At 71.7% G+C, this 26164-nt stretch carries 24 protein-coding genes; 7 read left to right on the forward strand and 17 right to left on the reverse strand.

Going from position 1 to position 26164, the window contains the following annotated elements:
- Positions 1–38: 38 nt before the first annotated feature.
- From IE262_RS06205 to IE262_RS06215, 3 genes are all read right to left on the reverse strand, one after another.
- Positions 39–1499: a glutamate synthase subunit beta gene (locus tag IE262_RS06205; protein ID WP_189871920.1), complete on the reverse strand. Its 1461-nt coding sequence runs from the start codon at positions 1497–1499 to the stop codon at positions 39–41.
- Positions 1492–6087: a glutamate synthase large subunit gene (gene gltB, locus IE262_RS06210; protein WP_189871922.1), complete on the reverse strand. Its 4596-nt coding sequence runs from the start codon at positions 6085–6087 to the stop codon at positions 1492–1494. Before gltB ends, IE262_RS06205 begins: the two co-directional genes overlap by 8 nt.
- Positions 6088–6466: 379 nt before the next feature.
- A complete protein-coding gene (locus IE262_RS06215; protein WP_134032707.1) occupies positions 6467–7195 on the reverse strand; it encodes a VIT1/CCC1 transporter family protein in 729 nt (242 codons plus the stop codon).
- Between the two features lie 411 nt (positions 7196–7606).
- Between IE262_RS06215 and IE262_RS06220 the strand changes: the two genes are divergently transcribed.
- Genes IE262_RS06220 through IE262_RS06245 form a run of 6 tightly spaced genes read left to right on the forward strand, consistent with a single transcriptional unit; the run spans position 7607 to position 14677 of the window.
- The gene (locus tag IE262_RS06220; protein ID WP_134032704.1) at positions 7607–8665 is read left to right on the forward strand and encodes an ADP-ribosylglycohydrolase family protein; all 1059 of its coding nucleotides are present in this window, start codon (positions 7607–7609) and stop codon (positions 8663–8665) included.
- Positions 8662–9969 (forward strand): ADP-ribosylglycohydrolase family protein, encoded by a 1308-nt coding sequence (locus tag IE262_RS06225; protein WP_229877128.1) that lies wholly within the window; start codon positions 8662–8664, stop codon positions 9967–9969. Before IE262_RS06220 ends, IE262_RS06225 begins: the two co-directional genes overlap by 4 nt.
- Positions 9970–9976: 7 nt before the next feature.
- Positions 9977–11185 (forward strand): ADP-ribosylglycohydrolase family protein, encoded by a 1209-nt coding sequence (locus IE262_RS06230; RefSeq protein ID WP_189871924.1) that lies wholly within the window; start codon positions 9977–9979, stop codon positions 11183–11185.
- Entirely contained in the window at positions 11182–12561 is a 1380-nt protein-coding gene (locus IE262_RS06235; RefSeq protein WP_189871926.1) for an ADP-ribosylglycohydrolase family protein, read from the forward strand. Before IE262_RS06230 ends, IE262_RS06235 begins: the two co-directional genes overlap by 4 nt.
- Positions 12549–13754 (forward strand): CaiB/BaiF CoA transferase family protein, encoded by a 1206-nt coding sequence (locus tag IE262_RS06240; RefSeq protein ID WP_134032695.1) that lies wholly within the window; start codon positions 12549–12551, stop codon positions 13752–13754. The genes IE262_RS06235 and IE262_RS06240 overlap by 13 nt, the downstream gene beginning before the upstream one ends.
- The gene (locus IE262_RS06245) at positions 13751–14677 is read left to right on the forward strand and encodes an HpcH/HpaI aldolase/citrate lyase family protein (RefSeq protein WP_189871928.1); all 927 of its coding nucleotides are present in this window, start codon (positions 13751–13753) and stop codon (positions 14675–14677) included. Before IE262_RS06240 ends, IE262_RS06245 begins: the two co-directional genes overlap by 4 nt.
- Before the next feature lie 73 nt (positions 14678–14750).
- Here IE262_RS06245 and lgt read toward each other — a convergent pair whose 3' ends face one another.
- The 11 genes from lgt to hisI form a co-directional block, all read right to left on the reverse strand.
- Positions 14751–15794 carry a prolipoprotein diacylglyceryl transferase gene (gene lgt, locus IE262_RS06250; protein WP_189871930.1) on the reverse strand — a complete coding sequence of 348 codons (1044 nt, stop codon included), beginning with the start codon at positions 15792–15794 and terminating at the stop codon, positions 14751–14753.
- A gap of 97 nt (positions 15795–15891) precedes the next feature.
- Positions 15892–16668, reverse strand: coding sequence for a DsbA family protein (locus tag IE262_RS06255; protein WP_189871932.1), 777 nt, complete (start codon positions 16666–16668; stop codon positions 15892–15894).
- A gap of 151 nt (positions 16669–16819) precedes the next feature.
- Complete coding sequence (trpA, locus tag IE262_RS06260) at positions 16820–17635, reverse strand: tryptophan synthase subunit alpha (RefSeq protein WP_189871934.1); 816 nt, start codon at positions 17633–17635, stop codon at positions 16820–16822.
- On the reverse strand, positions 17632–18918 hold the full coding sequence (trpB, locus tag IE262_RS06265) for a tryptophan synthase subunit beta (protein WP_189871936.1): 1287 nt from the start codon (positions 18916–18918) through the stop codon (positions 17632–17634). Before trpB ends, trpA begins: the two co-directional genes overlap by 4 nt.
- Before the next feature lie 142 nt (positions 18919–19060).
- Entirely contained in the window at positions 19061–19315 is a 255-nt protein-coding gene (gene trpM, locus IE262_RS06270; protein ID WP_229877129.1) for a tryptophan biosynthesis modulator TrpM, read from the reverse strand.
- Positions 19316–19323: 8 nt separating this feature from the next.
- Positions 19324–20133 carry an indole-3-glycerol phosphate synthase TrpC gene (gene trpC / locus IE262_RS06275; protein WP_134032677.1) on the reverse strand — a complete coding sequence of 270 codons (810 nt, stop codon included), beginning with the start codon at positions 20131–20133 and terminating at the stop codon, positions 19324–19326.
- Between the two features lie 155 nt (positions 20134–20288).
- The gene (locus IE262_RS06280; RefSeq protein WP_134032674.1) at positions 20289–20762 is read right to left on the reverse strand and encodes a DUF2752 domain-containing protein; all 474 of its coding nucleotides are present in this window, start codon (positions 20760–20762) and stop codon (positions 20289–20291) included.
- A gap of 106 nt (positions 20763–20868) precedes the next feature.
- Complete coding sequence (locus tag IE262_RS06285) at positions 20869–21129, reverse strand: HGxxPAAW family protein (RefSeq protein WP_134032671.1); 261 nt, start codon at positions 21127–21129, stop codon at positions 20869–20871.
- A 139-nt stretch (positions 21130–21268) separates the two neighbouring features.
- Positions 21269–21904 (reverse strand): TIGR02234 family membrane protein, encoded by a 636-nt coding sequence (locus IE262_RS06290; RefSeq protein WP_189872829.1) that lies wholly within the window; start codon positions 21902–21904, stop codon positions 21269–21271.
- Positions 21905–22048: 144 nt separating this feature from the next.
- Positions 22049–23536, reverse strand: a complete 1488-nt coding sequence (locus IE262_RS06295) for an anthranilate synthase component I (protein ID WP_189871938.1) — start codon at positions 23534–23536, stop codon at positions 22049–22051.
- An 11-nt stretch (positions 23537–23547) separates the two neighbouring features.
- On the reverse strand, positions 23548–23967 hold the full coding sequence (hisI, locus tag IE262_RS06300; protein WP_134032665.1) for a phosphoribosyl-AMP cyclohydrolase: 420 nt from the start codon (positions 23965–23967) through the stop codon (positions 23548–23550).
- A 133-nt stretch (positions 23968–24100) separates the two neighbouring features.
- On the opposite strand from hisI, the gene IE262_RS06305 reads away from it, so the two are divergent.
- Complete coding sequence (locus tag IE262_RS06305; protein ID WP_189871940.1) at positions 24101–24736, forward strand: TIGR03085 family metal-binding protein; 636 nt, start codon at positions 24101–24103, stop codon at positions 24734–24736.
- Positions 24737–24739: 3 nt separating this feature from the next.
- Here IE262_RS06305 and IE262_RS06310 read toward each other — a convergent pair whose 3' ends face one another.
- The 3 genes from IE262_RS06310 to hisF all read right to left on the reverse strand — a co-directional run bounded on the left by IE262_RS06310 (position 24740) and on the right by hisF (position 26152).
- The gene (locus IE262_RS06310; RefSeq protein WP_134032659.1) at positions 24740–25114 is read right to left on the reverse strand and encodes a hypothetical protein; all 375 of its coding nucleotides are present in this window, start codon (positions 25112–25114) and stop codon (positions 24740–24742) included.
- Entirely contained in the window at positions 25111–25329 is a 219-nt protein-coding gene (locus IE262_RS06315; RefSeq protein WP_134032657.1) for a hypothetical protein, read from the reverse strand. Before IE262_RS06315 ends, IE262_RS06310 begins: the two co-directional genes overlap by 4 nt.
- 67 nt (positions 25330–25396) lie before the next feature.
- Complete coding sequence (gene hisF / locus IE262_RS06320; protein WP_134032654.1) at positions 25397–26152, reverse strand: imidazole glycerol phosphate synthase subunit HisF; 756 nt, start codon at positions 26150–26152, stop codon at positions 25397–25399.
- Between the last annotated feature and the right edge of the window lie 12 nt (positions 26153–26164).

Below are 26164 nucleotides of genomic sequence, written 5' to 3' on the forward strand. Positions count from 1 at the left end.
TGTTCCGTACGCCGTTGTACGGGACGTCTGTCGGACCGTCAGACCGTCAGCGCCCGATCCGTAGGCCGGATCGGCGCCGGCAGGTCACTCGCGCCCGTGAGGAAGCGGTCCACCCCACGTGCCGCCGAGCGGCCCTCCGCGATGGCCCACACGATGAGCGACTGGCCACGGCCGGCGTCGCCCGCCACGAACACGCCCGGCACGTTGGTCTGGAAGTCGGCGTCGCGGGCGATGTTGCCGCGCTCGTCGAGGTCCAGGCCGAACTGGTCGACGAGACCGTTCTCGCGGTCCGTGCCCGTGAAGCCCATGGCGAGGGTGACCAGTTGGGCGGGGATCCTGCGCTCCGTGCCCGGCTTCTGGGTCAGCTTGCCGTCGACGAACTCGACCTCGATCAGGTGCAGCCACTGGACGTTGCCGTCCTCGTCGCCCTCGAAGTGGGTGGTCGAGACGGAGTAGACGCGCTCGCCGCCCTCCTCGTGGGCCGAGGTGACCTTGTAGAGCATCGGGAAGGTCGGCCACGGCTGGTGAGCGGCACGTTCCTCACCCGGCTTCGGCATGATCTCCAGCTGGGTCACCGAGGCGGCGCCCTGACGGTGGGCGGTGCCCACGCAGTCCGCGCCCGTGTCGCCGCCGCCGATGACCACCACGTGCTTGCCCTCGGCCGAGATCGGCGGGGCCACGTAGTCGCCCTCCTGGACCTTGTTGGCCAGGGGCAGGTACTCCATCGCCTGGTAGACGCCCTTGAGCTCGCGTCCGGGGACGGGGAGGTCACGGGCCGTCGTGGCGCCCGCGGCGATCACGACCGCGTCGTACCGCTTGCGCAGGTCCGTCGCCTTGAGGTCGCGGCCGATCTCGATGCCCGTGCGGAAGCGGGTGCCCTCCGCACGCATCTGCTCGATACGGCGGTTGATGTGCCGCTTCTCCATCTTGAACTCGGGGATGCCGTAACGGAGGAGGCCACCGATGCGGTCCGCGCGCTCGTACACCGCGACCGTGTGACCGGCCCGGGTCAGTTGCTGGGCGGCGGCGAGACCCGCCGGGCCGGACCCGACGACCGCGACCGTCTTGCCGGACAGGCGCTCGGGCGCCCGCGCGGCGACCTCGCCGGACTCCCACGCCTTGTCGATGATCGAGACCTCGACGTTCTTGATGGTGACCGCCGGCTGGTTGATGCCCAGGACACAGGCCGACTCGCACGGCGCGGGGCACAGACGGCCGGTGAACTCCGGGAAGTTGTTCGTCGCGTGCAGGCGCTCCGACGCGGCCGCCCAGTCCTCGCGGTAGGCGTAGTCGTTCCACTCAGGGATCAGGTTCCCCAGCGGGCAGCCGTTGTGACAGAACGGGATGCCGCAGTCCATGCAGCGCGAGGCCTGCTGGGAGATGATCGGGAGCAGCGAACCGGGGACGTAGACCTCGTTCCAGTCCTTGACGCGCTCGCCGACCGGGCGGGACGTGGCGACCTCGCGGCCGTGGTTCAGGAAGCCCTTGGGATCAGCCATTGGTCGCCGCCTCCATCATCTTCTCGGTGATCTCGGTCTCGGAGAGACCGGCTCGCTCGGCGGCGTCCTTGGCGGCGAGCACTGCCTTGTACGTGCTGGGGATGATCTTGCTGAAGCGCTCCACGGACGCGTCCCAGTCCGCGAGCAGCTTCTCGGCGACCGTCGAGCCGGTCTCCTCCGCGTGGCGGCGCACCACGTCGTGCAGCCACTGCTTGTCGGTGTCGTCCAGGGCCTCGATCGCGCCCAGGTTGCCGGCGTTGACGTTGTCGCGGTTCAGGTCGATCACGTAGGCGATGCCGCCGGACATGCCGGCCGCGAAGTTACGGCCCGTCTCGCCGAGGACCACCGCGTGGCCGCCGGTCATGTACTCGCAGCCGTGGTCGCCCACGCCCTCGGACACCACCAGGGCGCCGGAGTTGCGGACGCAGAACCGCTCGCCCGTACGGCCGCGCAGGAACAGCTCGCCGCCGGTCGCGCCGTACGCGATGGTGTTGCCCGCGATCGTCGAGTACTCGGCGAGGTGGTCGGCGCCCCGGTCGGGACGGACGATCACCCGGCCGCCGGAGAGGCCCTTGCCGACGTAGTCGTTGGCGTCGCCCTCCAGGCGCAGCGTCACACCGCGTGGCAGGAAGGCGCCGAACGACTGGCCCGCCGAGCCCGTGAAGGTGATGTCGATCGTGTCGTCGGGGAGCCCAGCCCCGCCGAACTTCTTCGTCACCTCGTGGCCCAGCATGGTGCCGACGGTGCGGTTGATGTTGCGGACCTTGACCTGGGCGCGCACCGGCTGGGCGTCCGTCGCGTCCGGAGCGGCCAGCGCGTCCGCCGCGAGCCTGATCAACTCGTTGTCGAGCGCCTTCTCCAGGCCGTGGTCCTGCGGGACGATCCGGTGGCGCACCGCGCCCTCGGGCAGGGCGGGCACGTGGAACAGCGGCTCCAGGTCCAGGCCCTGCGCCTTCCAGTGGTCGACCGCGCGGGTCACATCGAGCGTCTCGGCGTGGCCGACGGCCTCCTCGATCGAGCGGAAGCCCAGCTCGGCGAGGATCTCGCGGACCTCCTCGGCGATGAACTGGAAGAAGTTCACGACGTACTCGGCCTTGCCGGTGAACCTCTCCCGCAGGGTCGGGTTCTGGGTGGCGATGCCGACCGGGCAGGTGTCCAGGTGGCAGACGCGCATCATGACGCAGCCGGAGACGACGAGCGGCGCGGTCGCGAAACCGAACTCCTCGGCGCCCAGCAGCGCGGCGATGACCACGTCACGGCCGGTCTTCAGCTGGCCGTCGGTCTGTACGACGATGCGGTCGCGCAGGCCGTTGAGCAGCAGCGTCTGCTGGGTCTCGGCGAGGCCGAGCTCCCAGGGGCCGCCCGCGTGCTTGAGCGAGGTCAGGGGGGAAGCACCCGTACCGCCGTCGTGGCCGGAGATCAGCACGACGTCCGCGTGTGCCTTCGACACGCCCGCGGCGACCGTGCCGACGCCCACCTCCGACACCAGCTTCACGTGAATCCGCGCCTGCGGGTTCGCGTTCTTCAGGTCGTGGATCAGCTGGGCCAGGTCCTCGATGGAGTAGATGTCGTGGTGCGGCGGCGGGGAGATGAGCCCCACGCCCGGCGTGGAGTGCCGGGTCTTCGCCACCCACGGGTACACCTTGTGGCCGGGCAGCTGGCCGCCCTCGCCGGGCTTGGCGCCCTGGGCCATCTTGATCTGGATGTCGTCCGCGTTGACGAGGTACTCGGACGTCACGCCGAAGCGGCCGGAGGCGACCTGCTTGATGCTCGACCGGCGCGCCGGGTCGTACAGGCGCTCCGGGTCCTCGCCGCCCTCACCGGTGTTGGACTTGCCGCCCAGCTGGTTCATGGCGATGGCGAGCGTCTCGTGCGCCTCGCGGGAGATCGAGCCGTACGACATCGCGCCGGTCGAGAACCGCTTGACGATCTCGGAGACCGGCTCGACCTCGTCCAGCGGTATCGCCTGCCGGTCACTCTTGAAGCCGAACAGGCCGCGCAGCGTCATCAGGCGCTCGGACTGCTCGTTCACGCGGTCGGTGTACTTCTTGAAGATGTCGTAGCGACCGCTGCGCGTGGAGTGCTGGAGGCGGAAGACCGTCTCCGGGTCGAACAGGTGCGGCTCCCCCTCGCGGCGCCACTGGTACTCGCCGCCTATCTCCAGCGCGCGGTGCGCCGGGGCGATGCCCGAGGCCGGGTACGCCTTGGCGTGGCGGGCGGCGACCTCCTGGGCGATGACGTCGATGCCGACGCCGCCGATCTTGGTGGCCGTGCCGTTGAAGTACTTCTCCACGAAGGCGTCGTCGAGACCGACGGCCTCGAAGACCTGGGCACCGCGGTAGGAGGCCACGGTGGAGATGCCCATCTTGGACATGACCTTGAGGACGCCCTTGCCGAGGGCGTGGATCAGGTTCCGGATGGCCTGCTCGGGCTCGATGCCCGGCAGGAAGGTGCCCGCGCGGACGAGGTCCTCGACGGACTCCATCGCCAGGTACGGGTTCACGGCCGCGGCGCCGTAGCCGATGAGCAGCGCGACGTGGTGGACCTCGCGGACGTCACCGGCCTCGACCAGCAGGCCCACGTGGGTGCGCTGCTTGGTGCGGATGAGGTGGTGGTGGACGGCCGCGGTGAGCAGCAGTGACGGGATGGGTGCGTGCTCGGCGTCCGAGTGGCGGTCGGAGAGGACGATGAGGCGGGCGCCGTTGTCGATGGCGGCGTCGGCCTCGGCGCAGATCTCCTCGATGCGGGCGGCCAGCGCCTGGCCGCCGCCGCTCACCCGGTACAGGCCCGAGAGGGTCGCGGCCTTCATGCCGGGCATGTCGCCGTCGGCGTTGATGTGGATGAGCTTGGCCAGCTCGTCGTTGTCGATCACCGGGAAGGGCAGGGTGACCGACCGGCAGGACGCGGCCGTGGGCTCCAGCAGGTTGCCCGCCGGGCCCAGCGAGGAACGCAGGCTGGTGACGAGCTCCTCACGGATGGCGTCCAGCGGCGGGTTGGTGACCTGTGCGAACAGCTGGGTGAAGTAGTCGAAGAGCAGCCGGGGGCGCTCGGAGAGGGCCGCGATCGGCGAGTCCGTACCCATCGAGCCGATGGGCTCGGCGCCGGCCTTGGCCATCGGCGCGAGGAGGACGCGCAGCTCCTCCTCGGTGTACCCGAAGGTCTGCTGGCGGCGGGTGACCGAGGCGTGGGTGTGCACGATGTGCTCGCGCTCGGGCAGGTCGGACAGCTCGATCTCTCCGGCATCGAGCCACTCCGCGTACGGGTTCTCCGCGGTGAGCTGGGCCTTGATCTCGTCGTCCTCGATGATGCGGTGCTCGGCGGTGTCGACGAGGAACATACGGCCGGGCTGCAGGCGGCCCTTGCGGACGACCTTGGCGGGGTCGATGTCGAGGACGCCGACCTCGGAGCCGAGGACGACGAGGCCCTCGTCGGTGACCCAGTAGCGGCCGGGGCGCAGGCCGTTGCGGTCCAGCACGGCACCGACCTGGGAGCCGTCGGTGAAGGTGACGCAGGCCGGGCCGTCCCAGGGCTCCATCATCGTGGAGTGGTACTGGTAGAAGGCGCGCCGGGCGGGGTCCATGGAGTCGTGGTTCTCCCACGCCTCCGGGATCATCATCAGCACGGAGTGCGGCAGCGAGCGGCCGCCGAGGTGGAGCAGTTCCAGGACCTCGTCGAAGGAGGCGGAGTCCGACGCCTCGGGCGTGCAGATCGGGAAGATCCGCTCCAGCTTCTCCTGCGGCCCGAACAGGTCGGAGACCAGCTGGGACTCGCGGGCGCGCATCCAGTTGCGGTTGCCCATGACCGTGTTGATCTCGCCGTTGTGCGCGATGAAGCGGTACGGGTGGGCGAGCGGCCAGCTCGGGAAGGTGTTGGTCGAGAAGCGCGAGTGGACCAGCGCGATGGCCGACGCGAACCGGCGGTCGGACAGGTCCGGGAAGAAGGGCTCCAGCTGACCGGTGGTGAGCATGCCCTTGTAGACAATGGTCCGCGCGGACAGCGACGGGAAGTAGACGTCGGCCTCGCGCTCGGCGCGCTTGCGCAGCACGAAGGCCTTGCGGTCGAGGTCGATGCCCGTGCTGACGCCGTCGGTCACGAAGAGCTGGCGGAAGGCGGGCATCGTCGAGCGGGCGGTGGCGCCGAGGAGTTCGGGGGCGACCGGCACCTCGCGCCAGCCGAGGACGGTCAGGCCCTCGTCGGCGGCGATCGTCTCGATCCGCGAGACGGCGTCCTCGGCCCCGTTGTCCGGGAGGAAGGCGATGCCGACCGCGTAGGCGCCGGCCTCGGGCAGCTTGAATCCGGCCACCTCGCGGAAGAAGGCGTCGGGTACCTGGGAGAGGATTCCGGCGCCGTCGCCGGAGTCGGGCTCGGAGCCGGTGGCACCGCGGTGCTCCAGGTTGCGCAGCACGGTGAGGGCCTGTTCAACCAGGGTGTGGGACGCCTCGCCGGTGAGGGTCGCGACGAAGCCGACGCCGCACGCGTCATGCTCGTTGCGGGGGTCGTACATACCCTGCGCAGCAGGGCGAGCATCCATGAACGACCACTTCTGGCCATTCGCGGAGTGCTGGGACGGCTGGCGCGGCGTACGCATCGGCTCTCCCGTCGTCGTCAGTGGCATATAGCAGGTGCCGAGGGACGACGCTGGCCCTCTGCGCAAAATTTCGTGCAGGTTACATGATGGAACGGTTCTCGGGAACCGGGACAGTTCGTTCCAACATGCGGGACGCCGCTGGCGCGCGGCGCGGGTACCGCGCGCGGCGGCGGAGTCAGGGGGAGCCGGACGGACAGATCAATGCCCGTCGGCTCGGGATGTACAGAGGAGGGCGTCACCCACCATGGAGTGCGGAGCGAGCGTCATTGCCCGGCGGCGCTTACGGCTCATGCCCAGTGGTTAAGCATTCGAAACCGTCTGGTAACGACTACTTATGCGGCCTCCCGCATAGGTAGAGAGCCGCCCCAGAGCCGACTCATCATAGGGCCGCACCGAACAAACTGCCCAGAGCGTACGTCACACCCGCCGCGGCACCGCCGAGCGCGAGCTGCCGCAGCCCGCTGAACCACCAGGTCCGTGCCGTCACCCTGGCCACGACCGCACCGCATCCGAAGAGCCCGGCGAGCGCCAGCAGCACGGCGGGCCACAGGACCGTCGCGCCGAGCAGGTACGGCAGCACGGGGAGCAGCGCGCCCAGGGCGAAGGAACCGAAGGACGAGACGGCGGCTACGGTCGGTGAGGGCAGATCGCCGGGATCGATGCCCAGTTCCTCACGGGCATGGATCTCCAGTGCCTGCTCGGGATCGTGCGACAGCTGCCTGGCGACCTTCCGCGCGAGCTCCGGCTCGACGCCCCGGCTGACGTAGAGCGCGGCGAGCTCCTGTTCCTCGTCCTCCGGATGTCTCCTCAACTCCCGCCGCTCGACGTCGAGTTCGGCCTGCACGAGGTCGCGCTGCGAGGCGACCGAGGTGTACTCACCCGCGGCCATGGAGAAGGCCCCCGCGGCGAGCCCCGCGAGTCCGGTAAGGATGATCGTCTGCTGTCCGACGGCCCCTCCGGCGACTCCACTCATGAGGGCCAGGTTGGACACGAGCCCGTCCATGGCCCCGAAGACGGCCGGACGCAGCCAGCCACCGTTCACGTCCCGGTGCGTGTGGTTGTCCCGGTGCGCTTCGTGCAGCGTCGCCTCGGTTTCGATGATGGCCACGATTCAGGTCCCCCTCGGATGCCGTCGACTCTCTTCAGTCCTCTTCAACACCCGAACGTACGCGCGGAAAATCGCTCCTGCCAGCAAGGTAGGCCGTACTTACCTGCGCATCTCAGGATGCGGGCCGGTGGTTTCAAGGCAACACACACCGTCGTCCGCTCATTCGTACAGGGTTCCGCACAGATGTCGACCGGGTGATTGGCGGGGATTCCGGAAGCCGGTGGGGCGCCCGGTGTGGCAAAGATCCGAAGAGCGGATCAACTACTCGCGGCTCAGCGGTGCCGGGGACGTACGCGTGCGTTCCCGCGTCGTTCGGTGCGTGCTCTCGGCGTCGCCGGGGTGCGTGCCGGACGGCACGGGGACGTACCCGGACTTTCCCTGGAGTCGCTCAGGCCCTCAGAGAGGCATCGTATGGCTGCCATCGCCTGCATTCCCTCGGTCCCGGCGCCCGGGGACGCCACCGGTCTGCGCGAGCGGGCGCGCGGCGCGCTGCTCGGGCTCGCCGTCGGGGACGCGCTCGGCGCACCCGCCGAGAACATGAAGCCGTCGGAGATCCGTGCGCGCTGGGGCCGGATCACGGGGTACGTGGCCGAGCGCCCCTGCGGCACGGACGACACCGAGTACGCGATCTTCTCCGGGCTGCTGCTGGCCCGGCACGGGTCGGCGCTCACGGCCCGGCACGTGGAGTCGGCCTGGCACCAGTGGATCGCGGACCGCGACGAGGGCCCGTTCCGCGGCGCGGGCTTCAGCGAGCGCGGCACGCTGGAGAACCTGCGCCGGGGCCTCGCCGCACCGATCTCCGCCCAGCACCGGCACGCGTGGAGCGACGGACTGGCCATAAGGGCCGCGCCCTTCGGTGTCTTCGCGGCGGGCCGCCCGGCGGAAGCGGCCCGGCTGGTCGCCATCGACGGTTCGGTGAGCCACGACGGCGAGGGCATCTACGGCGGCCAGGCGGTCGCGGCGGGCGTGGCGGCCGCGATGGGGGGCGCCCCGACGATCGCCGTGATCGCCTCGGCCCTGGCGGTCGTCCCGGACGACTCCTGGACCGCCCGCTCCCTGCGCCGGGCGGTGGCGGCGGCCCATCTCGGCGAGCGCGCGGTCCGCTCCGCCGTGGTGATCGGCGGCTACCCCTGGACGGACCTGGCACCGGAGGCCGTCGCCCTGGCCTTCGGCGCGTACGCGGCGGCCGACGGCGACTTCGCGGAGTCGGTGCTCACGGCCGTCAACATGGGGCGCGACGCCGACACGACGGCGGCCGTCGCGGGCGCGCTGGCCGGCGCCACCCGGGGCGTCTCGGCGATCCCGCCGGCCTGGGCGGCGGCGATCGGCCCGGCGCGGGGCAGCTGCCTGCCCTCGATGGAGGGCCACCACGTCCTGGACATCGCGGAGTTGCTGACCCCGGACGAGTCTCCCAAGTGGGCGCCCGGACTGTACGTGCTCGCCGGGGGCGAGAAGGAGGTAAGGCCGTGACAGCACTCGCGCCATGGGACGAAGGAACAACCGGAGCCTCACTCGGACCCGCAGCCGCCAACGACGAGACCGCCCCACAGGGGCCACCCGCACCCGAAGACGAAAGCCGCACGGGCGGTGCGGGCGGGAATCAAAACCCGGCCGAAGGCGAAGCCGAGGCCGACACGACCACGCACCCCCCGGAGGGCCACCGCATTCAGGGCCTCCTCCTCGGGCTCGCCGCCGGTGACGCCGCCGGGTGGCCCGCCGCGCGGCACCGGGCCGCCCGGATGCCGGAGTGGACACGACGGCTCACCCGCGAACTGGACACGTTCGCCGAGCAGAACGCGACCACCACGCTGCCCGTGCCCATCGCGCTCAACCAGCCGCCGGAACCGCTCAGGCTCGGGCCCTCCGACGACGCGGAGTGGGCGGTGTTCGCGGCGGAGGCCGTGCTGCGGGCCGGGGACTGCGGTGCGCTCGGCGACCTCAGCCGGGCCCGGCGGATGCGCGCGGCGATCGACCTGTCCTGGAACGCCGTCGCCAGCGAGGTCGCGGCCGCCGCCGAGCGGGCACCCGAGGTCGAGTCGGCCGTCCTGCCGCTGCGCGCCCGCATCTCCGTACGCGCCGGACTCGGCAACCTCGCCGCCGGACTGCGCCCGCCCGCCACGGGTCACGACAACCCGCACTACTTCGACGACGCCGCCTGCGTACGAGCCTGTGTGCTCGCCATCGCCCACACCGGGGACCCCGAACGCGCCGCCGAGCTGGCCGAGTTCGACGCGCGCTACACGCAGGACGGCGACGGCGTGCACGGCGCCCGCGCCATGGGCGCCGCGCTCGCGCTCGCGCTCGACGGCGCGGACGTGGACGCCTGTGTGGCGGCGGCGCTCACCGAGCTTCCGGCGGAGACGGAGATCGGCCGCAACGCCCGGCACGCGGTGCGCCTCGCCCAGGACCACGCAAGCGAAGGAACCTTCGCTCTCGTGCCCCTCCTGGAGCACCAGATCGTCGACCACGTCTACAGCTACGGCATCGCGGCGGCCGAGACCGTCCCCGTCGCCCTGGCGCTCGCCACCGCCGCCCGCGGCCGGATCGCCGAGGCCGTACCCGCCGCCGCCTGCCTGTCCCGTGTCGCCGACTCCGCCCCCGCCCTCGTCGGCGCCCTGACCGGCGCGCTCGGCGGCGACACCGCCATCCCGGCCACATGGCGGGACGCCTGCCGCACCCTCTCCGGCTGCGCGCTGCCCCGCCTCACCGGTACGGATCTCGTACACCTCGCCGAACTCCTCGCAGCCACGGAACTGGCCGCCCCAGGTGAATGATTCGGACATGAAGCGCACTTCAGATACGACGTCAGAACCAACACCCACACACGACACTCCGTATGAACGGGAAGCGAGCCCGGCCTTGGACGAACGCATCACCCGCGCCCTGGTCGGCGCGGCCGTCGGCGACGCCCTCGGGGGCCCCGTCGAGGGCTACTCCCCCGAGCAGATCACCGAACGCCACGGCGGCCGTGTGCACGGCGTCGTCGGCCCCTGGAACGGCGACAACTGGCGCACCGCCCGCCCCATCGCCCCATACCACAAGGGCGACGGACACGTCACCGACGACACCCTCATGACCCACGCGCTGATCCGCGTGTACGCCACGGTCCGCGACCACCTCGACGCGTACGCCGTCGCCGGGCACCTGGTCCCCGACCTGATGACGACCCCGCGCTGGATCCCCGAACTCCAAACGGAGGCACTGCCGTTGCAGCGGATCTTCCTCGCGGAGAAGTGGCTGGTGGCCCGCCTCCACTACGGCCATGTCGACCCGCGCGAGGCCGGAGTCGGCAACATCGTCAACTGCGGTGCCGCGATGTACATGGCGCCGGTCGGACTGGTCAACGCGGCCAATCCGCGCGGCGCGTACGCCGAGGCGCTCGACGTGGCGGGCGCCCACCAGTCGTCGTACGGCAGGGAGGCGGCCGGGGTGTTCGCGGCGGCCGTGGCGGCGGCGTGCGCGCCGGGCGCGACCCCGGACTCGGTGGTCGCGGCTTGTCTGTCGCTGGCCAAGGACGGCACCCGTGCCGCGATCGAGACCGTCTGCGAAGTCGCCGCCCGCCACACGGACTTCGAGTCGGCGCTGAAGCCACTGCGCGAGGCGGTGACCCCGTACGACACGGTGGGCCCCGACTACCGCTCCCCCTCGCTGGGCGCCCGCCGCCCCTCCCGGCTGCACGCCATCGAGGAACTCCCCATCGCGCTGGGCATGTTGGTGGTGGCCCGCGGCGACTACCGGCACGCCGTGCTCGGCTCGGTGAACTACGGCCGCGACTGCGACTCCATCGCCACGATGTCCGGTGCCCTCGCGGGCGCGCTCGGCTCGGACGTTCCCCCCGACTGGGCGAAGCAGGTCGCGGAGGCCAGCCGTCTGGACCTGCACACCCCGGCGGCGGTCCTCGCGGAGGTGGCGCGCGAGGTCTTCGAACGGGATGTACAGCGCCGGAGGGCGCACGAGGACGCCTTCGCGACCCTGGCGGCCGGCCGGTGACCGCCCTGCGCCTGACCTGGGTGCAGCCGGAGGACCTCCTCGGTCACGAACTGCGGCAGGCCGCCCAGGACGGCCGCGAGCCGTCGGCGATCGCCGCGCGCTGGACCGCGGCCGGGGGCCCGCCGGCCCCGCACCGCGACGGCGCGTCACCGGAGCCCGTGTCGCCGTACCTGCGGCTGCTCGCCGAGGACCTGCTGGACGAACTGGCCGATCTGCCCAGCGGATTGCGGGAGACGGAGCCGACGGAGCTCGACGGGATCCGCGCCCTGTGCCCCGAGTGGCCGACCGCGAAGGACCGGCACGTCCCGGCCGGCCACCTCGCCCGCCTGGAGGCCGCGTGGCTCGGCCGGGCCGCGGGCTGTCTCCTCGGCAAACCCGTGGAAAAGCTCCCCCTCCACGCCATCCGCGCGCTCGCCCGGGCCACCGGCAACTGGCCCTTGAACACCTGGTTCACCGCCCGCGGCCTGCCCGCCGACCTCGCGGCCGCCCACCCCTGGAACCGCCGCTCGGCCACCACCTCCCTCGCCGAGAACATCGACGGCATGCCCGAGGACGACGACCTCAACTACCCCCTGCTCAACCTGCTGTTGCTGCGACGCCACGGCCCCGGGTTCACCACCGCCGACGTGGCCCGGCACTGGCTCGACGAACTGCCCGCGGGCCGTACCTTCACCGCCGAACGCGTCGCCTACCGCAACCTCCTCAGCGGCATCGCCCCACCGCGCACGGCCCGCCACCGCAACCCGTTCCGTGAGTGGATCGGCGCCCTCATCCGCGCCGACGTCCACGGGTGGACCCACCCGGGCGACCCCGCGACCGCGGCCGGACAGGCCCACCGCGACGCGGTCCTCACCCACACGGCGAACGGCGTCTACGCGGCCATGTTCGCCGCCGCCGTCATCGCCGAGGCCGCCGCCGGAACCCACGACGTCCACCACTGCCTGCGCACCGGACTGCGGGTCGTGCCGCCCGGCTCCCGTCTGGCCGGAGCGGTCCGCCACGCGATCCAACTGGCCCAGGATCACCGGGACTTCGAAACAGTGGTCGACCGGCTCCACCTCACCCACGCCGACTACCACTGGGTCCACGCCGTCCCCAACACCGCCCTGCTCGCCGCCGCCCTCACCCATGCGGACGGCGACTTCACCGGCTCCATCTGCCGTGCGGTGTCGGGCGGCCTGGACACCGACTCGGTCGGCGCGACGGCGGGCAGCATCGCGGGTCTCCTCGCCGGAGACCCCGCCGGACTGCCGCAGCGCTGGACCCTGCCCCTGAAGAACCGGCTCGCCACCTCCGTCGCCGACTTCAACGGCATCGGCTTCGACGCCCTCGCCCAGCTCACCCTCCGGGAGACGACACCTCGATGCACGAAGTGAACGCGACGCCCGCGCCGCTGTCCGGCCTGCGCGTCCTCGACCTCGCGACCCTCTTCGCCGGCCCCCTCGCCGCCACGATGCTCGGCGACTTCGGCGCGGAGGTCATCAAGGTCGAGCATCCACGCAGACCGGACCCGTCCCGGGGCCACGGCCCGTCGAAGGACGGCGTGGGCCTGTGGTGGAAGCTCCTCGGCCGCAACAAGCGCACGATGACCCTGGACCTGTCCAAGCCGGGCGGCCGCACGACGCTGCTGCGGCTGGCAACGACGGCCGACGTGATCATCGAGAACTTCCGCCCGGGCACCCTGGAGAAATGGGGCCTCGGCTGGACCGACCTCAGCGCCGCGAACCCCCGTCTGGTGCTCGCCCGGGTCACCGGCTTCGGCCAGTACGGCCCGTACGCGCGCCGCCCTGGCTTCGGCACCCTCGCGGAGGCGATGAGCGGCTTCGCCGCGATCACCGGCGAACCGGACGCCCCGCCGACGCTCCCGCCGTTCGGCCTGGCCGACTCCATCGCGGGCTTGACCACGGCGTACGCGGTGATGACCGCGCTCACCGCCCGCGAACGCACGGGTGAGGGCCAGGTGGTCGACATGGCGATCATCGAGCCGATCCTCACGGTCCTGGGCCCGCAGCCCCTCTGGTACGACCAGTTGGGCCATGTCCAGCCCCGTACGGGCAACCGCACCCAGAACAACGCGCCCCGCAACACCTACCGCACGGCGGACGACCGCTGGGTCGCGATCTCGACCTCGGCCCAGTCGGTCGCGGAGCGGGTGATGCGGCTGGTGGGCCGCCCCGAACTGACCGCCGAACCGTGGTTCACGACGGGCACGGGCCGGGCCCGCCACGCGGACGTCCTCGACCAGGCGGTGGGAGCGTGGATCGCCCGCCACACCCGGGAAGAGGTCATCGAGGCCTTCGAGAAGGCGGAGGCGGCGGTGGCCCCCATCCAGGACGTACGGGACGTGATGCGGGACCCCCAGTACGAGGCGCTCGACACCATCACGACCGTCGACGACCCCGAACTGGGCCCTCTGCGCATGCAGAACGTCCTCTTCCGCCTGTCCTCCACCCCTGGCGCGATCCGCTGGGCGGGCCGGCCGCACGGCGCCGACACGGAGGCCGTCCTCACCGAGCTCGGGCTGACGGACACGGACCTCGCCGAGCTGCGTTCGGAAGGCGCCCTGTGACGGAGGACTACCCCCTGACCTGGCTGTACGCCCCCGGCGACCGCCCGGAGGTGGTGGCCAAGGCCCTCGCCTCCGGAGCGGACGTGGTCGTCGTCGATCTGGAGGACGCGGTGGCCCCGGACCGCAAGGAGTACGCGCGCACGGCCACCGCCGAGCTGCTCGCCGAGCCCCCGCCGGTCCCGGTCCATGTCCGTGTGAACGCCCTGAACACCCCGCCCGCGGCGGCGGACCTCACCACCCTGGCCCCTCTCCCCGGCCTCTCGGGCCTGCGTCTGCCGAAGGTGACGTCCCCCGCGCAGGTCGTCCGCGTGGCGGAGGAGTCCGCCCCCGCCGAGGGCGGAGCGATCCCGCTGTACGCCCTGCTGGAAACGGCCCTGGGCGTGGAACAGGCCTACGCCGTCGCCACCTCCCACCCCGCGCTCAAGGGCATCGCCCTCGGCGAGGCCGACCTCCGGGCCGAACTCGGCGTACGGTCCGACTCGGCCCTGGACTGGCCGCGTTCCCGGGTCGTGCTGGCCGCACGGGCCGCGTCCCTCCCGCCTCCCGCCCAGTCGATCTACCCGGACACCCGGGACCTCGACGGCCTGGCCCGTTCCTGCGCTCACGGCCGCGCCCTCGGTTTCCTCGGTCGCACGGCCATCCATCCCCGCCAGCTTCCGGTCATCGAACGGGCGTACCTGCCGACGCGGGAGGAGATCGAGTCGGCCGAGGAGATCCTCCAGGCCGCGGCGGAGGAGCCCGGCGCCCAGGCTCTCCCGAACGGCTGCTTCGTCGACGCCGCGGTCGTGGCCTCCGCCCACCGCACACTGTCCCTCGCCCACAGAGGGGCTGGATTTCCAGCCCGTCCGGCGCTTGAGGACGAGGCCGCTCAGGCCGACAAGCGGGGGTCCGGGGGCGGCAGCCCCCGGGGATGGGACGGGTAGGGGCGGCGGGGGCGAAAACGTGAGGGGCGCCGTATCCACGTGGATACGGCGCCCCCTACACATACCGTCGAGATCAGCTCTTCTTGGCCGACTCGGTCTCGGGCTCCTTCTCGGGCGCGCTGCCAGCGGGCTTCACGGCGCCCGCCTTCTCAGGCTCCTCATGGGGCTCGGAGTCGGCCTCGGACTCGGATGTGGACCCGGACTCGGACTTGGACGCGTCGGCCTTGTCCGCCCGCTCCGTACCGTCCGCCTTCTTCGCGGTCTCCCCCGCGTCATCCTCACCGCCGCCGGAGGCGCCCGGCTCCACGATCTCCTCGCGCCCCGGCCGCATCCGCGCCGAGAGGACGATGTAGAGCACCGCGAGGAGGAAGACGAACATCGCGGTCCAGTTGTTGAGCCGCAGACCGAGGATGTGGTGGGCGTCGTCGACGCGCATGTACTCGATCCAGAAGCGGCCTGCGCAGTACGCCGCGACGTAGAGCGCGAACGCCCGGCCGTGCCCGAACTTGAAGCGGCGGTCGGCCCAGATGACCAGGAGCGCGACGCCGATGCACCACAGGGACTCGTAGAGGAAGGTCGGGTGGTAGGTACCCGGGACCCGGCCGTCCGTCGAGGACGTGATCTTCACGGCCCAGGGAAGGTCCGTGGGGCGGCCGTACAGCTCCTGGTTGAACCAGTTGCCCCACCGTCCGATGGCCTGCGCGAAGGCGATGCCGGGGGCGACGGCGTCGGCGTACGCGGGCAGCGGGATGCCGCGGCGGCGGCATCCGATCCACGCACCCACCGCTCCGAGCGCGATCGCGCCCCAGATGCCGAGACCGCCCTCCCACACCTTGAAGGCGTCCACCCAGTCACGGCCCTCGCTGAAGTACAGCTCGTAGTCCGTGATCACGTGGTACAGCCGTCCGCCGACGAGGCCGAACGGCACGGCCCAGACCGCGATGTCGGCCACTGTGCCGACCCGCCCACCGCGGGCGACCCAGCGTTTGTTGCCGAGCCAGACGGCCACGAAGACGCCGATGATGATGCAGAACGCATAGCCGCGCAGCGGCACGGGGCCCAGGTACAGCACCCCGCGCGACGGGCTCGGAATGAAGGCAAGCTCAACAAGGTCCATGGCAAGGTCGACGCTACCCTGCCGGACAGGCACCGCGGCAACCCGCCCGGCTACGGCTCCATAACGCCACCGCCCGCCGCACCACGGCGGACGGGCCTCATCCGCCGTACTTCGCCTCGACCATCTGCTTCAGCTTCGCCGGGGTCATCGACTGGTCCTGGTAGATGTTCTTGCCGCCGAGGAGCACGGTCGGGGTGCCCGAGAAGCGGCCCTTCCGGAAAGCCTCGTTCGACTTCACGGCCCAGCCGTTGTGCGTGCCGTCCTCGACGCACCGGCGGAAGGCGGGCGTGTCCAGCCCGTCGACCTTCTTCGCCAGCTCGACCAGCGTGGCGTCCTTGGCGAAGGCGTCCTCCGCCTCGGGGGGCTGGTTCTTGTACAGCACGTCGTGGTACGCCGCGAACTTGCCCGCGTCCTGGGCGCACGCGGCGGCGTTGGCGGCGTTCTTCGAACCGCTGCCGCCCATGTTCCCGTCGATCAGTGTCGCCAGGCGGTACTCGACCTTGAGCTTTCCGGCGTCCGTGAGCCGGTGGATCGTGGAACGGTAGGTGTCCTCGAAGGACCTGCACGCCGGGCAGCGGAAGTCCTCCCACACCGTGAGGGTCGACTTGGCGGTGTCCTTGCCGACGGGGATCACCAGGCCGTTCTTGCCCTGCGCTCCCGAGGGCCCCACGACCGGGCCCGAGGCTTGGTCCGCGCCGTCCTTGCCGGCGTTCGCGGCGAGGGCGCCGATCCCCGCGGCCAGGCCCAGGACGCACACCACGGAGGCGCCCACGACCAGTACGCGGCGGCGCTTCTCCGCGGCCTTCTGCTTCTCTCGCTCCGCCGCCAGCCTCTCGCGTGCGGTGCGCTTTCCCTGACGGTTGTTCTCGCTCACATCCGGCAGAACGAACCGGGGAGACGCAGAGCGCCTCCCCGGCCCCAGGTCCACTCGTTCGAGTGAGCGGATTGTCCGTCACGTGCGCGAACGACCGCGTGTCACGGCCTCGTGCGACACCGGCCTCTCGCGGAGCCCCGTGCGCAGTCCGTCACGCCGTCCCGCGCACGCCCTGGGCGAGCTCGCCCGCCAGGGTCCGTACGGCTTCCAGGCCGGCGGCCTCGTCCGGGGCGTCCAGCATCCGCTTCACGAAGGCCGAACCGACGATCACCCCGTCGGCGAAGCCGGCGACCTCGGCTGCCTGCGCGGCGCCCGAGACACCGAGCCCGACACAGACGGGCAGGTCGGTGGTGGCCCTGGTGCGCCGGACCAGGTCCTGCGCCTGCGCGCCCACCGACTCGCGGGTCCCCGTGACGCCCATCAGCGAGGCCGCGTAGACGAAGCCGGAGCCCGCCGCCGTGATCTCGGCGAGCCGGGCGTCCTTGCTGCTGGGCGCGACCACGAAGACCGTGGCGAACCCGTGCTTCTCCGCGTGTTCCCGCCAGAGGGCCGACTCCTGGACGGGGAGGTCGGGCAGGATGCACCCGGCCCCTCCCGCTTCGGCGAGCTCGGCGGTGAAGCGCTCCACCCCGTACCGGTCGATGGGATTCCAGTACGTCATCACGAGCACCGGCTTCCCGGTCGCCTCGTAGGCCTCCCGGACCGTGCGCATGACATCGGCGATCTTGACGCCGCCCCGCAGGGCGATGTCGTCGGCGGTCTGGATGACGGGCCCGTCAAGGACGGGGTCGCTGTGCGGCAGGCCCACCTCAACGACGTCGGCACCGCCCTCGAAGACGGCCTTGATCGCCGCGATCCCGCCGTCGACGGTCGGGAATCCGGCGGGGAGGTACGCGATGAGCGCGGACCGCCCCTCCGCCCTGGCGCCCGCCAGGGTGTCACTCAGCAGCTGGACGTTGCCGCTCACTGGGCGTCCCCCTCGATCTCGGCGGCGCCCGCGTCGGCGTCCGCGGCAACGGTGGCGTCGGTGTCGTACAGGCCGAAGTACCGGGCGGCCGTGTCCATGTCCTTGTCGCCCCGGCCGGACAAGTTGACGACGATCAGCCCGTCCTCGCCGAGCTCCCGGCCGACCTCCAGGGCACCGGCGAGCGCGTGGGCGCTCTCGATGGCCGGGATGATCCCCTCGGTGCGGGAGAGCAGGCGCAGTGCCTGCATCGCGGCGTCGTCGGTGACCGCGCGGTACTCGCCGCGGCCGCTGTCCTTGAGGTAGGAGTGCTCGGGGCCGATGCCGGGGTAGTCCAGCCCGGCCGAGATCGAGTACGGCTCGGTGATCTGCCCTTCCTCGTCCTGCAGGACGTACGACCGCGACCCGTGCAGGATCCCGGGCTCACCCGCGGTCAGGGTCGCGGCATGCTCCCCGGTCTCGACGCCCTGCCCGGCGGGCTCGCACCCGATGAGGCGTACGGAGGTGTCGGGAATGAAGGCGTGGAAGAGGCCGATGGCGTTGGAACCGCCCCCCACGCAGGCGACGGCGGCGTCGGGAAGCCGCCCGGCGCGCTCCAGCAGCTGGCGCCGCGCCTCGACACCGATGACCCGGTGGAAGTCACGCACCATGGCGGGGAAGGGATGGGGGCCCGCGACGGTCCCGAACAGGTAGTGGGTGTGATCGACGTTGGCGACCCAGTCCCGGAAGGCCTCGTTGATGGCGTCCTTGAGTGTTCTGCTCCCGGACTTCACGGCGATGACCTCGGCGCCGAGCATGCGCATGCGCGCCACGTTCAGGGCCTGGCGCCGGGTGTCGATCTCGCCCATGTAGATGGTGCATTCGAGCCCGAACAGGGCGCACGCGGTCGCCGTCGCCACGCCGTGCTGTCCGGCGCCGGTCTCGGCGATGACGCGTGTCTTGCCCATGCGCTTGGTCAGCAGCGCCTGACCGAGCACGTTGTTGATCTTGTGGGATCCGGTGTGGTTGAGGTCTTCCCTCTTCAGGAAGACTCGGGCGCCACCGGCGTGTTCGGCGAACCTCGGCACCTCGGTGAGTGCGCTCGGCCGCCCGGTGTAGTTCACGAGCAGGTCGTCGAGCTGGCGGGCGAACTCGGGATCGGCCTTCGCCTTGTCGTACTCCACGGCGACCTCGTCCACGGCGGCGACCAGCGCCTCCGGGATGAACTTGCCGCCGTACGCGCCGAAGTACCCCTCGGCGCTGGGGACGCGGCCCTCGGGGTCGGGGATGAAGAACTCGCTGGACATGCGGTTACCTCGCGGGGGCTTTGAGCCCCGGTTACAGGTCGGACACGGTCACGGTAGCCACGTACGCGCGCACCCCGTCGGGCCCTGCGAGCCGACGACGGCGAGAAACAGACTCCCCGGGGCCGGGCCGGCCGGCTTCGGCTCAGCCCACCCGTGGAGTGCACGCACGTACGTGCCCGGGCCATCGCATCCCGTTGACCTGGCCGGGCTCGTCACCGATGACGTAGCGGACGCGGCGACCGTGGACGCGGCGCGCGGGCGCCCGGCAGCCGCGCGGCCGGCAGCCGCGTGCCAGGCGGGCGTAGGGGTCGGCCGGTCGTACGCAGGCCAGGACGACGGCGCCGGTCGAGCGTGTGCTCCCCCGGTGCCGTCGGGCCGGTGCGCGGCGGACGGCCATGGTGTGCGTCAGCCCCTGCCCTGCCGCAGCGCGGGGTGGGCGCCCGCGGCCACGAGGTCCGACACCGCCGTCTTCGGGTCGCGGCCGGTCACCAGGGACTCGCCCACGAGCACGGCGTCGGCGCCGGCGTTCGCGTACGCGATGAGGTCGTGCGGGCCGCGGACACCGGACTCGGCGACCTTGACGATGCTGTCGGGGATCTCGGGGGCGACCCGCTCGAACGTGGCGCGGTCGACCTCCAGGGTCTTCAGGTTGCGTGCGTTGACGCCGATCACCTTCGCGCCCGCGTCCACGGCCCGGTCGACCTCCTCCTCGTCGTGCACCTCGACGAGCGGTGTGAGCCCGATGGACACGGCACGCTCGACGAGGGACTCCAGGGCGGGCTGGTCGAGGGCCGCGACGATCAGCAGGGCCAGGTCGGCGCCGTACGCGCGGGCCTCCCACAGCTGGTACGAGGTGACGATGAAGTCCTTGCGGAGGACGGGGATGTCGACGCGGGCCCGTACCGCCTCCAGGTCGGCCAGTGAGCCGCCGAAGCGGCGCTGCTCGGTGAGGACGGAGATGACCGCCGCGCCGCCCGCCTCGTAGTCGGCGGCCAGAGCCGCCGGGTCGGCGATCGCGGCCAGCGCGCCCTTGGAGGGGCTGGAGCGCTTGACCTCGCAGATCACCTTCACGCCGTCACCGCGCAGCGCGGCCACGCCGTCCTTGGCCGCCGGGGCCTTCAGCGCGCGCTCCTTGAGCTCGTCGAGGCCGACGCGCGCCTGCCGCTCCGCGAGGTCGGCACGGACTCCGTCGATGATCTCGTCGAGCACACTCACGCGAGCGGCCCCCTTCCTGACGGTGGGCGGTTGAAGCGGCTGAAGCAGTTCGAGCTGTTCAGGCTGTTCGGGGTCACTGCGATGGTATCCGCAGGAGGGCGTATGCCTCGCATCCGGTTGACGCCGGTCCCTCTACCTGGACGTTCGCCCTGTGATCAAGGATGCAGCCAGCCACCGAACGGCAGGTTCCGGACAACGGTGAAGACCAGCGTCAACGCGCCGAGCGACCACAGCGCCACCGGCGGCAGTTCGATCCGCATCGGCCGTGCGCGCACCGCGCGGACCACCCAAACGGTCCACCCGGCCGCGAACGCCAGAAAGCCCAGCACGGCCAGCGCGTTGTCGGTGAGTGCCGTCCCGAGGTCCCCGTGCGCGAACGCGTGCGCCGCGCGCAGGCCGCCGCAGCCCGGGCAGTACAGGCCGGTGAGGCGGAGCAGCGGACAGACCGGGTAGTGCCCGGGCTCATTGGGGTCCACGGCCCCGACGTACGCGAAGGCACCGGTCACGGCCGCGAGCACCCCGGCGGGCACGGCCAGGCGCCCCAGCACGGAGCGTGCGCCCGTACGTGCGCCGCTCGGGACCTCGTGCGACGGTGTCACCCCGCGGCTTTCGGTGTTCACATCACGCATTCTGCCCGGTGCGGGCCGCACGGCACGCGGGAGGGGCGGATCCGGCGCCACTGCGACCGGGTCCGCCCCTCCCGGAGCCGTACGGGTACGAGACCGTGGTGGGGGCTCAGTTCTCGGCGGTGGCCGGCTCGCGCGCCGCCTCGGGCTTGGCGACGTGCCGCACGGGCTGCGCCGGCTTCTGCTGGCCCAGACCCATCGAGCGCATGATGCCGCCGACGACACCGCCGAGGACCGTGATCACCATGCCGGCCCAGAAGCCCAGCGGGTTGGCCATCACCATGAAGGCACCCGCGACGCAGAAACCGATCATTGTGATGGTGACACCGGTCCAGGCGGCCGGGGTGTGACCGTGGCTGCTGCCCGCCATGCTTGCTCCTCGTTGCTTAAGCGATGCGTGTGTGAGTCGGACGCTCGCCGTCCATTGTCCCGTACGCGGGCGAACGCCCTGAGCGGGGGTCTCTCCTCGGGGCGCGGACCTACGCCGACGCCGCGAAGAGGCCTGGGCTCTACGCGCCCGTCGGGTCCTCGCCTCGGTCGAGCGCCTTCCACAGGTCCTCGGGCCGGTCCGGGTCCACGGGCTTCGTCTTGCGCGGCCGGGGCGTCCCGTCGCGCTCGTAGCGGCCGGACATCGCGGGCCACAGCTTCCCGTACCGCAGGGCGATCAGCCCGGCGAGCAGGATCAGCGCGCCGCCCATGGCCGCGGCGTAGGGCCAGGCGGTGTGGCTGAGCGCGTCGACGGTGGCGGAGGTGTCGCCGGAGGCCTGCGCGGCCTTCTCGTCGAGCGCGGAGCTGTCGGTGGCGCCCAGCACGGCCGTGGCGACGGTGCCCGCGCCGGAGAGCGCGAGCAGCGCCGCGACGAGGACCCGCCCGGCCCTGCGTACGGCGAACACGGCGACGAGCGCGGCGAGGCTCACTATGGCGAGGGCCGCGGGGACGCCGGTGACCTCGCTGCCCTGGGCGGTCAGCGTGAAGTCGCCGCCCGCGACCAAGGTGGTGGCCTCCGACCAGCGCTGCCGGGAGGCGAGCAGTGCCACGGCCGCGCCGAGCGCGCCGGACAGCAGCGCGACGGCGAGGCTTCGTCGCCCGGCACGGCCGCGTGCGGGTTCGGAACGGGGGTGAGGTAGTGCGGTCACGTACTCCACTATCGCCTGCCGCACTCGCGCCCCCTCACGCGGGGTTCACGGCCGCTGCTGACCAAGGGCCCTTCTGATGGATCTCCGCGGCGTCGCGACGCCCGGCACGCACCCTCGCCGCACCGGACGCCGCTCCTCCTCCACGGAGATCCGTCAGAAGGACCCGAGCCGGTTCGCCGTGTGCACCGCGCGCAGCACCGCCGCCGCCTTGTTGCGGCACTCGGTGTCCTCGGCGACGGGGTCCGAGTCGGCGACGATGCCGGCGCCCGCCTGGACGTAGGCGGTGCCGTCGCGCAGGAGGGCCGTGCGGATGGCGATGGCGGTGTCGGAGTCGCCGGCGAAGTCCAGGTAGCCGACGCAGCCGCCGTACAGCCCGCGGCGGGCCGGCTCCAGCTCGTCGATGATCTGCATCGCGCGCGGCTTGGGCGCTCCGGAGAGCGTGCCGGCCGGGAAGCAGGCGGTCAGCACGTCGAAGGCCGTACGGCCCTGGGCGACACGCCCGGTGACGGTCGACACGATGTGCATCACGTGCGAGTACCGCTCGATGGACATGAAGTCGACGACCTCGACCGAGCCGGGCTCGCACACACGGCCCAGATCGTTGCGCCCCAGGTCGACGAGCATCAGGTGCTCGGCGCGCTCCTTGGGGTCGGCGAGCAGTTCGTCGGCGAGGGCCTGGTCCTCCTGGGGCGTGGCGCCGCGGTGCCGGGTGCCCGCGATGGGGTGCACCATCGCCTGCCCGTCCTCGACCTTGACCAGGGCTTCGGGGGACGAGCCGACGACGTCGAAGCCGTCGAAGCGGAACAGGTACATGTACGGGGAGGGGTTGGTCGCCCGCAGGACGCGGTAGACGTCCAGCGCGCTTGCCGTGCACGGTGTTTCGAAGCGCTGGGACGGGACCACCTGGAAGGCCTCGCCGGCCCGGATGCGCTCCTTGACGTCCTCGACGGCCTCCTGGAAGTCGGGGCCGCCCCAGCGGGCGGTGTACTCGGGGAGCTCGGAGGGCGGGAGCAGGGCCGGGGGCTGGGAGACGGGGCGGGAGAGGTCGGCCTGCATGGCGTCGAGGCGGGCGACCGCGTCCGCGTACGCCTCGTCCACGCCTGTGTCCAGGTCGTTGTGGTTGATGGCGTTGGCGATGAGCAGCACCGTGCCGTCCCAGTGGTCGAGGACGGCCAGGTCGCTGGTGAGCAGCATCGTCAGCTCGGGCAGCCGGAGGTCGTCGTGCTCACCGGGGCCGATCTTCTCCAGGCGGCGCACGATGTCGTAGCCGAGGTAGCCGACCATGCCGCCGGTGAAGGGCGGCAGGCCCGAGGCGTGGTCGTGGGGCGTGTGCAGGGCCTGGATCGTGGCGCGCAGGGCGGCGAGCGGGTCGCCGTCGACGGGGACGCCGACGGGTGGGGTGCCCAGCCAGTGTGCCTGGCCGTCCCGCTCGGTGAGGGTGCCCGCGGAGCGGACGCCCACGAAGGAGTACCGGGACCACGAGCGGCCGTTCTCCGCGGACTCCAGCAGGAAGGTGCCGGGGCGCTCGGCGGCGAGCTTGCGGTAGAGCGCGACCGGGGTGTCGCCGTCGGCGAGGAGCTTGCGGCTGACGGGGATGACGCGGCGGTCGGCGGCCAGCTTGCGGAACGTCTCTAGGTCCATGGCGGCCGACCCTACTGATCCTGTGACGGTGCGTCGGAACCGGCGCCGCCTTCGACGGCCTTGAGGACATCGGCCTCGAAGCAGGTGCGGGCGCCGGTGTGGCAGGCGGCGCCCACCTGGTCGACCTTGACCAGCACGGTGTCGGCGTCGCAGTCCAGTGCCACGGACTTCACCCACTGGACGTGGCCGGAGGTGTCGCCCTTCACCCAGTACTCCTGGCGGCTGCGCGACCAGTACGTGCAGCGGCCGGTGGTGAGGGTGCGGTGCAGCGCCTCGTCGTCCATCCAGCCGAGCATGAGCACCTCTCCGGTGTCGTACTGCTGGGCGATCGCGGGGACGAGCCCGTCGGCGCTGCGCCTGAGGCGCGCGGCGATCTCGGGATCGAGGCTGCCGGGCCCGTTGGGCCCTGTGGGGGACGGCGTGCTGGTCATGGGTGCCATTGTGCCGCGCGCCGCCGACACTCCCCGTGGTTGTCCACAAGCCGGACCGGTTCGGGTGCCGCCCGGCGACGCGTCGGCCCGGTCTCCGCTGGGCGGAGACGCCACCCGGTCGTAGGCTTGCCGCATGTCGACCCATGCCAAGCGTGAACGACTTCTCCTCGCCGACCTGTTGGAGGCGTCGGGCCCGGACGCCCCGACCCTCTGCGAGGGCTGGAACACCCGTGACCTCGCCGCCCACGTGGTGGTGCGCGAGCGCCGCCCCGACGCCGCCGGGGGCATCCTCGTCAAGCAGCTCGCCTCACGACTGGAGCGGGTGATGGCGGAGTTCACCTCGAAGCCGTACGACGAGCTCATCCGGCTCATCCGCACCGGCCCGCCGCGTTTCTCGCCCTTCTCCCTGAAGCAGATCGACGAGGCCTCGAACACGATCGAGTTCTACGTCCACACCGAGGACGTGCGCCGCGCCCAGCCCGACTGGACCCCGCGCGAGCTGGACCTGGTCTTCCAGGACGCCCTGTGGTCCCGCATGGAACGCACCGCCCGGCTGATGGGCCGCAGCGCCCCGACCGGTCTCGTGCTGCGCCGCCCGAACGGCCAGACGGCGGTCGCCCACCGGGGCACGCCGGTCGTCACGGCGACCGGCGAGCCGTCGGAGCTGCTGTTGTTCCTGTACGGGCGGCAGCAGGTGGCCGATGTCGAGCTGGACGGCGACAAGGACGCGATCACGAAGCTGCACGAGACGAAGCAGCTGGGGATCTGAACGTCACGCCGCCCAGTCACGCAGAAGGCGGGCGGTTTCCGTCAGGTCGGCCTCGTCGCTTCGGATGTCGGCGACGAGTTTCGCGACATCGCCGTACGGCAGATCGAACGGTATCCCGGACTGCTCCATGTACTCCCAGGCACAGGCGATGCCGATCGAGGCGTTGTAGTCGCTGAACGGCCGCAGCCTCAGAGCGGTGTGCAGGAATGTCGCCGCCCGCGTGGGGATCTCTTCGTAATAGGGTTCCCCGGCGATACGTTCGTACTTGTGCCTCTCGACCATGACGTGCAGTGCGCCCCAGTCGCGGATCGGCGTGTTCTGCGGTGAGACGTTGACCTGGATGTTGAGGACCCATCCGGTGTCGACGTAAAGCGTCACCGAAGTCCCTCCGGGAAGCGCTCTTCGAAGTCGGCCATGATCTCGCGGGCCTTCTTCGACGCCCCCTCGACGAACCGCTGCTTCTGCCGCCTGCGCACGACGTCCTCCGTCAGTATGTCGTGCGCAAGTCGCTTGATGGCGACACCCTGCTCCTTGGCCTCCGCACGCAGCTCGGCCAGCTCTTCCTCGGTGAACTCGATCGTGATTCCAGGCATACGAGCACCATAACCGTCACGAAACCCCGACCACTACCGGATTCACTACCAAGGGTGACGCCTCGAACTACCGAACGGGGTGCCCGGCCTCCCGCAGCGTCTCCTTGACCTCACCGATCCGCAGATCGCCGAAGTGGAAGACGGACGCCGCCAGCACCGCGTCCGCGCCCGCCGCGATGGCCGGCGGGAAGTCGGCGAGCCTGCCCGCGCCACCCGACGCGATCACCGGGACGGACACGTGCTTACGGACCGCCGAGATCATCTCCAGGTCGTAGCCGTCCTTCGTGCCGTCCGCGTCCATCGAGTTGAGCAGGATCTCACCCGCGCCCAGCTCGGCGGCCCGGTGGGCCCACTCGATGGCGTCGATGCCGGTGCCCTTGCGTCCGCCGTGCGTGGTGACCTCGAAGGAACCGCTCTCCGTGCGGCGCGCGTCGACCGACAGGACCAGGACCTGGCGGCCGAAGCGTTCGGCGATCTCGCGGATCAGATCCGGGCGGGCGATCGCGGCCGTGTTCACGCCCACCTTGTCGGCGCCCGCCCGCAGCAGCTTGTCGACGTCCTCGGCCGTCCGCACGCCGCCGCCCACGGTCAGCGGGATGAAGACCTGCTCGGCGGTGCGGCGCACCACGTCGTACGTGGTCTCGCGGTTGCCGGAGGACGCGGTGATGTCCAGGAACGTCAGCTCGTCGGCGCCCTCGGCGTCGTACACCTTGGCCATTTCGACGGGGTCGCCCGCGTCGCGCAGGTTCTGGAAATTGACACCCTTGACGACCCGGCCGTTGTCCACGTCCAGGCAGGGGATGACTCGGACCGCCAGGGTCATGAAGCCGGCTCC

Origin of the sequence: Streptomyces bluensis (genome assembly GCF_014650715.1) — a bacterium.
Lineage (GTDB): Bacteria > Actinomycetota > Actinomycetes > Streptomycetales > Streptomycetaceae > Streptomyces > Streptomyces bluensis.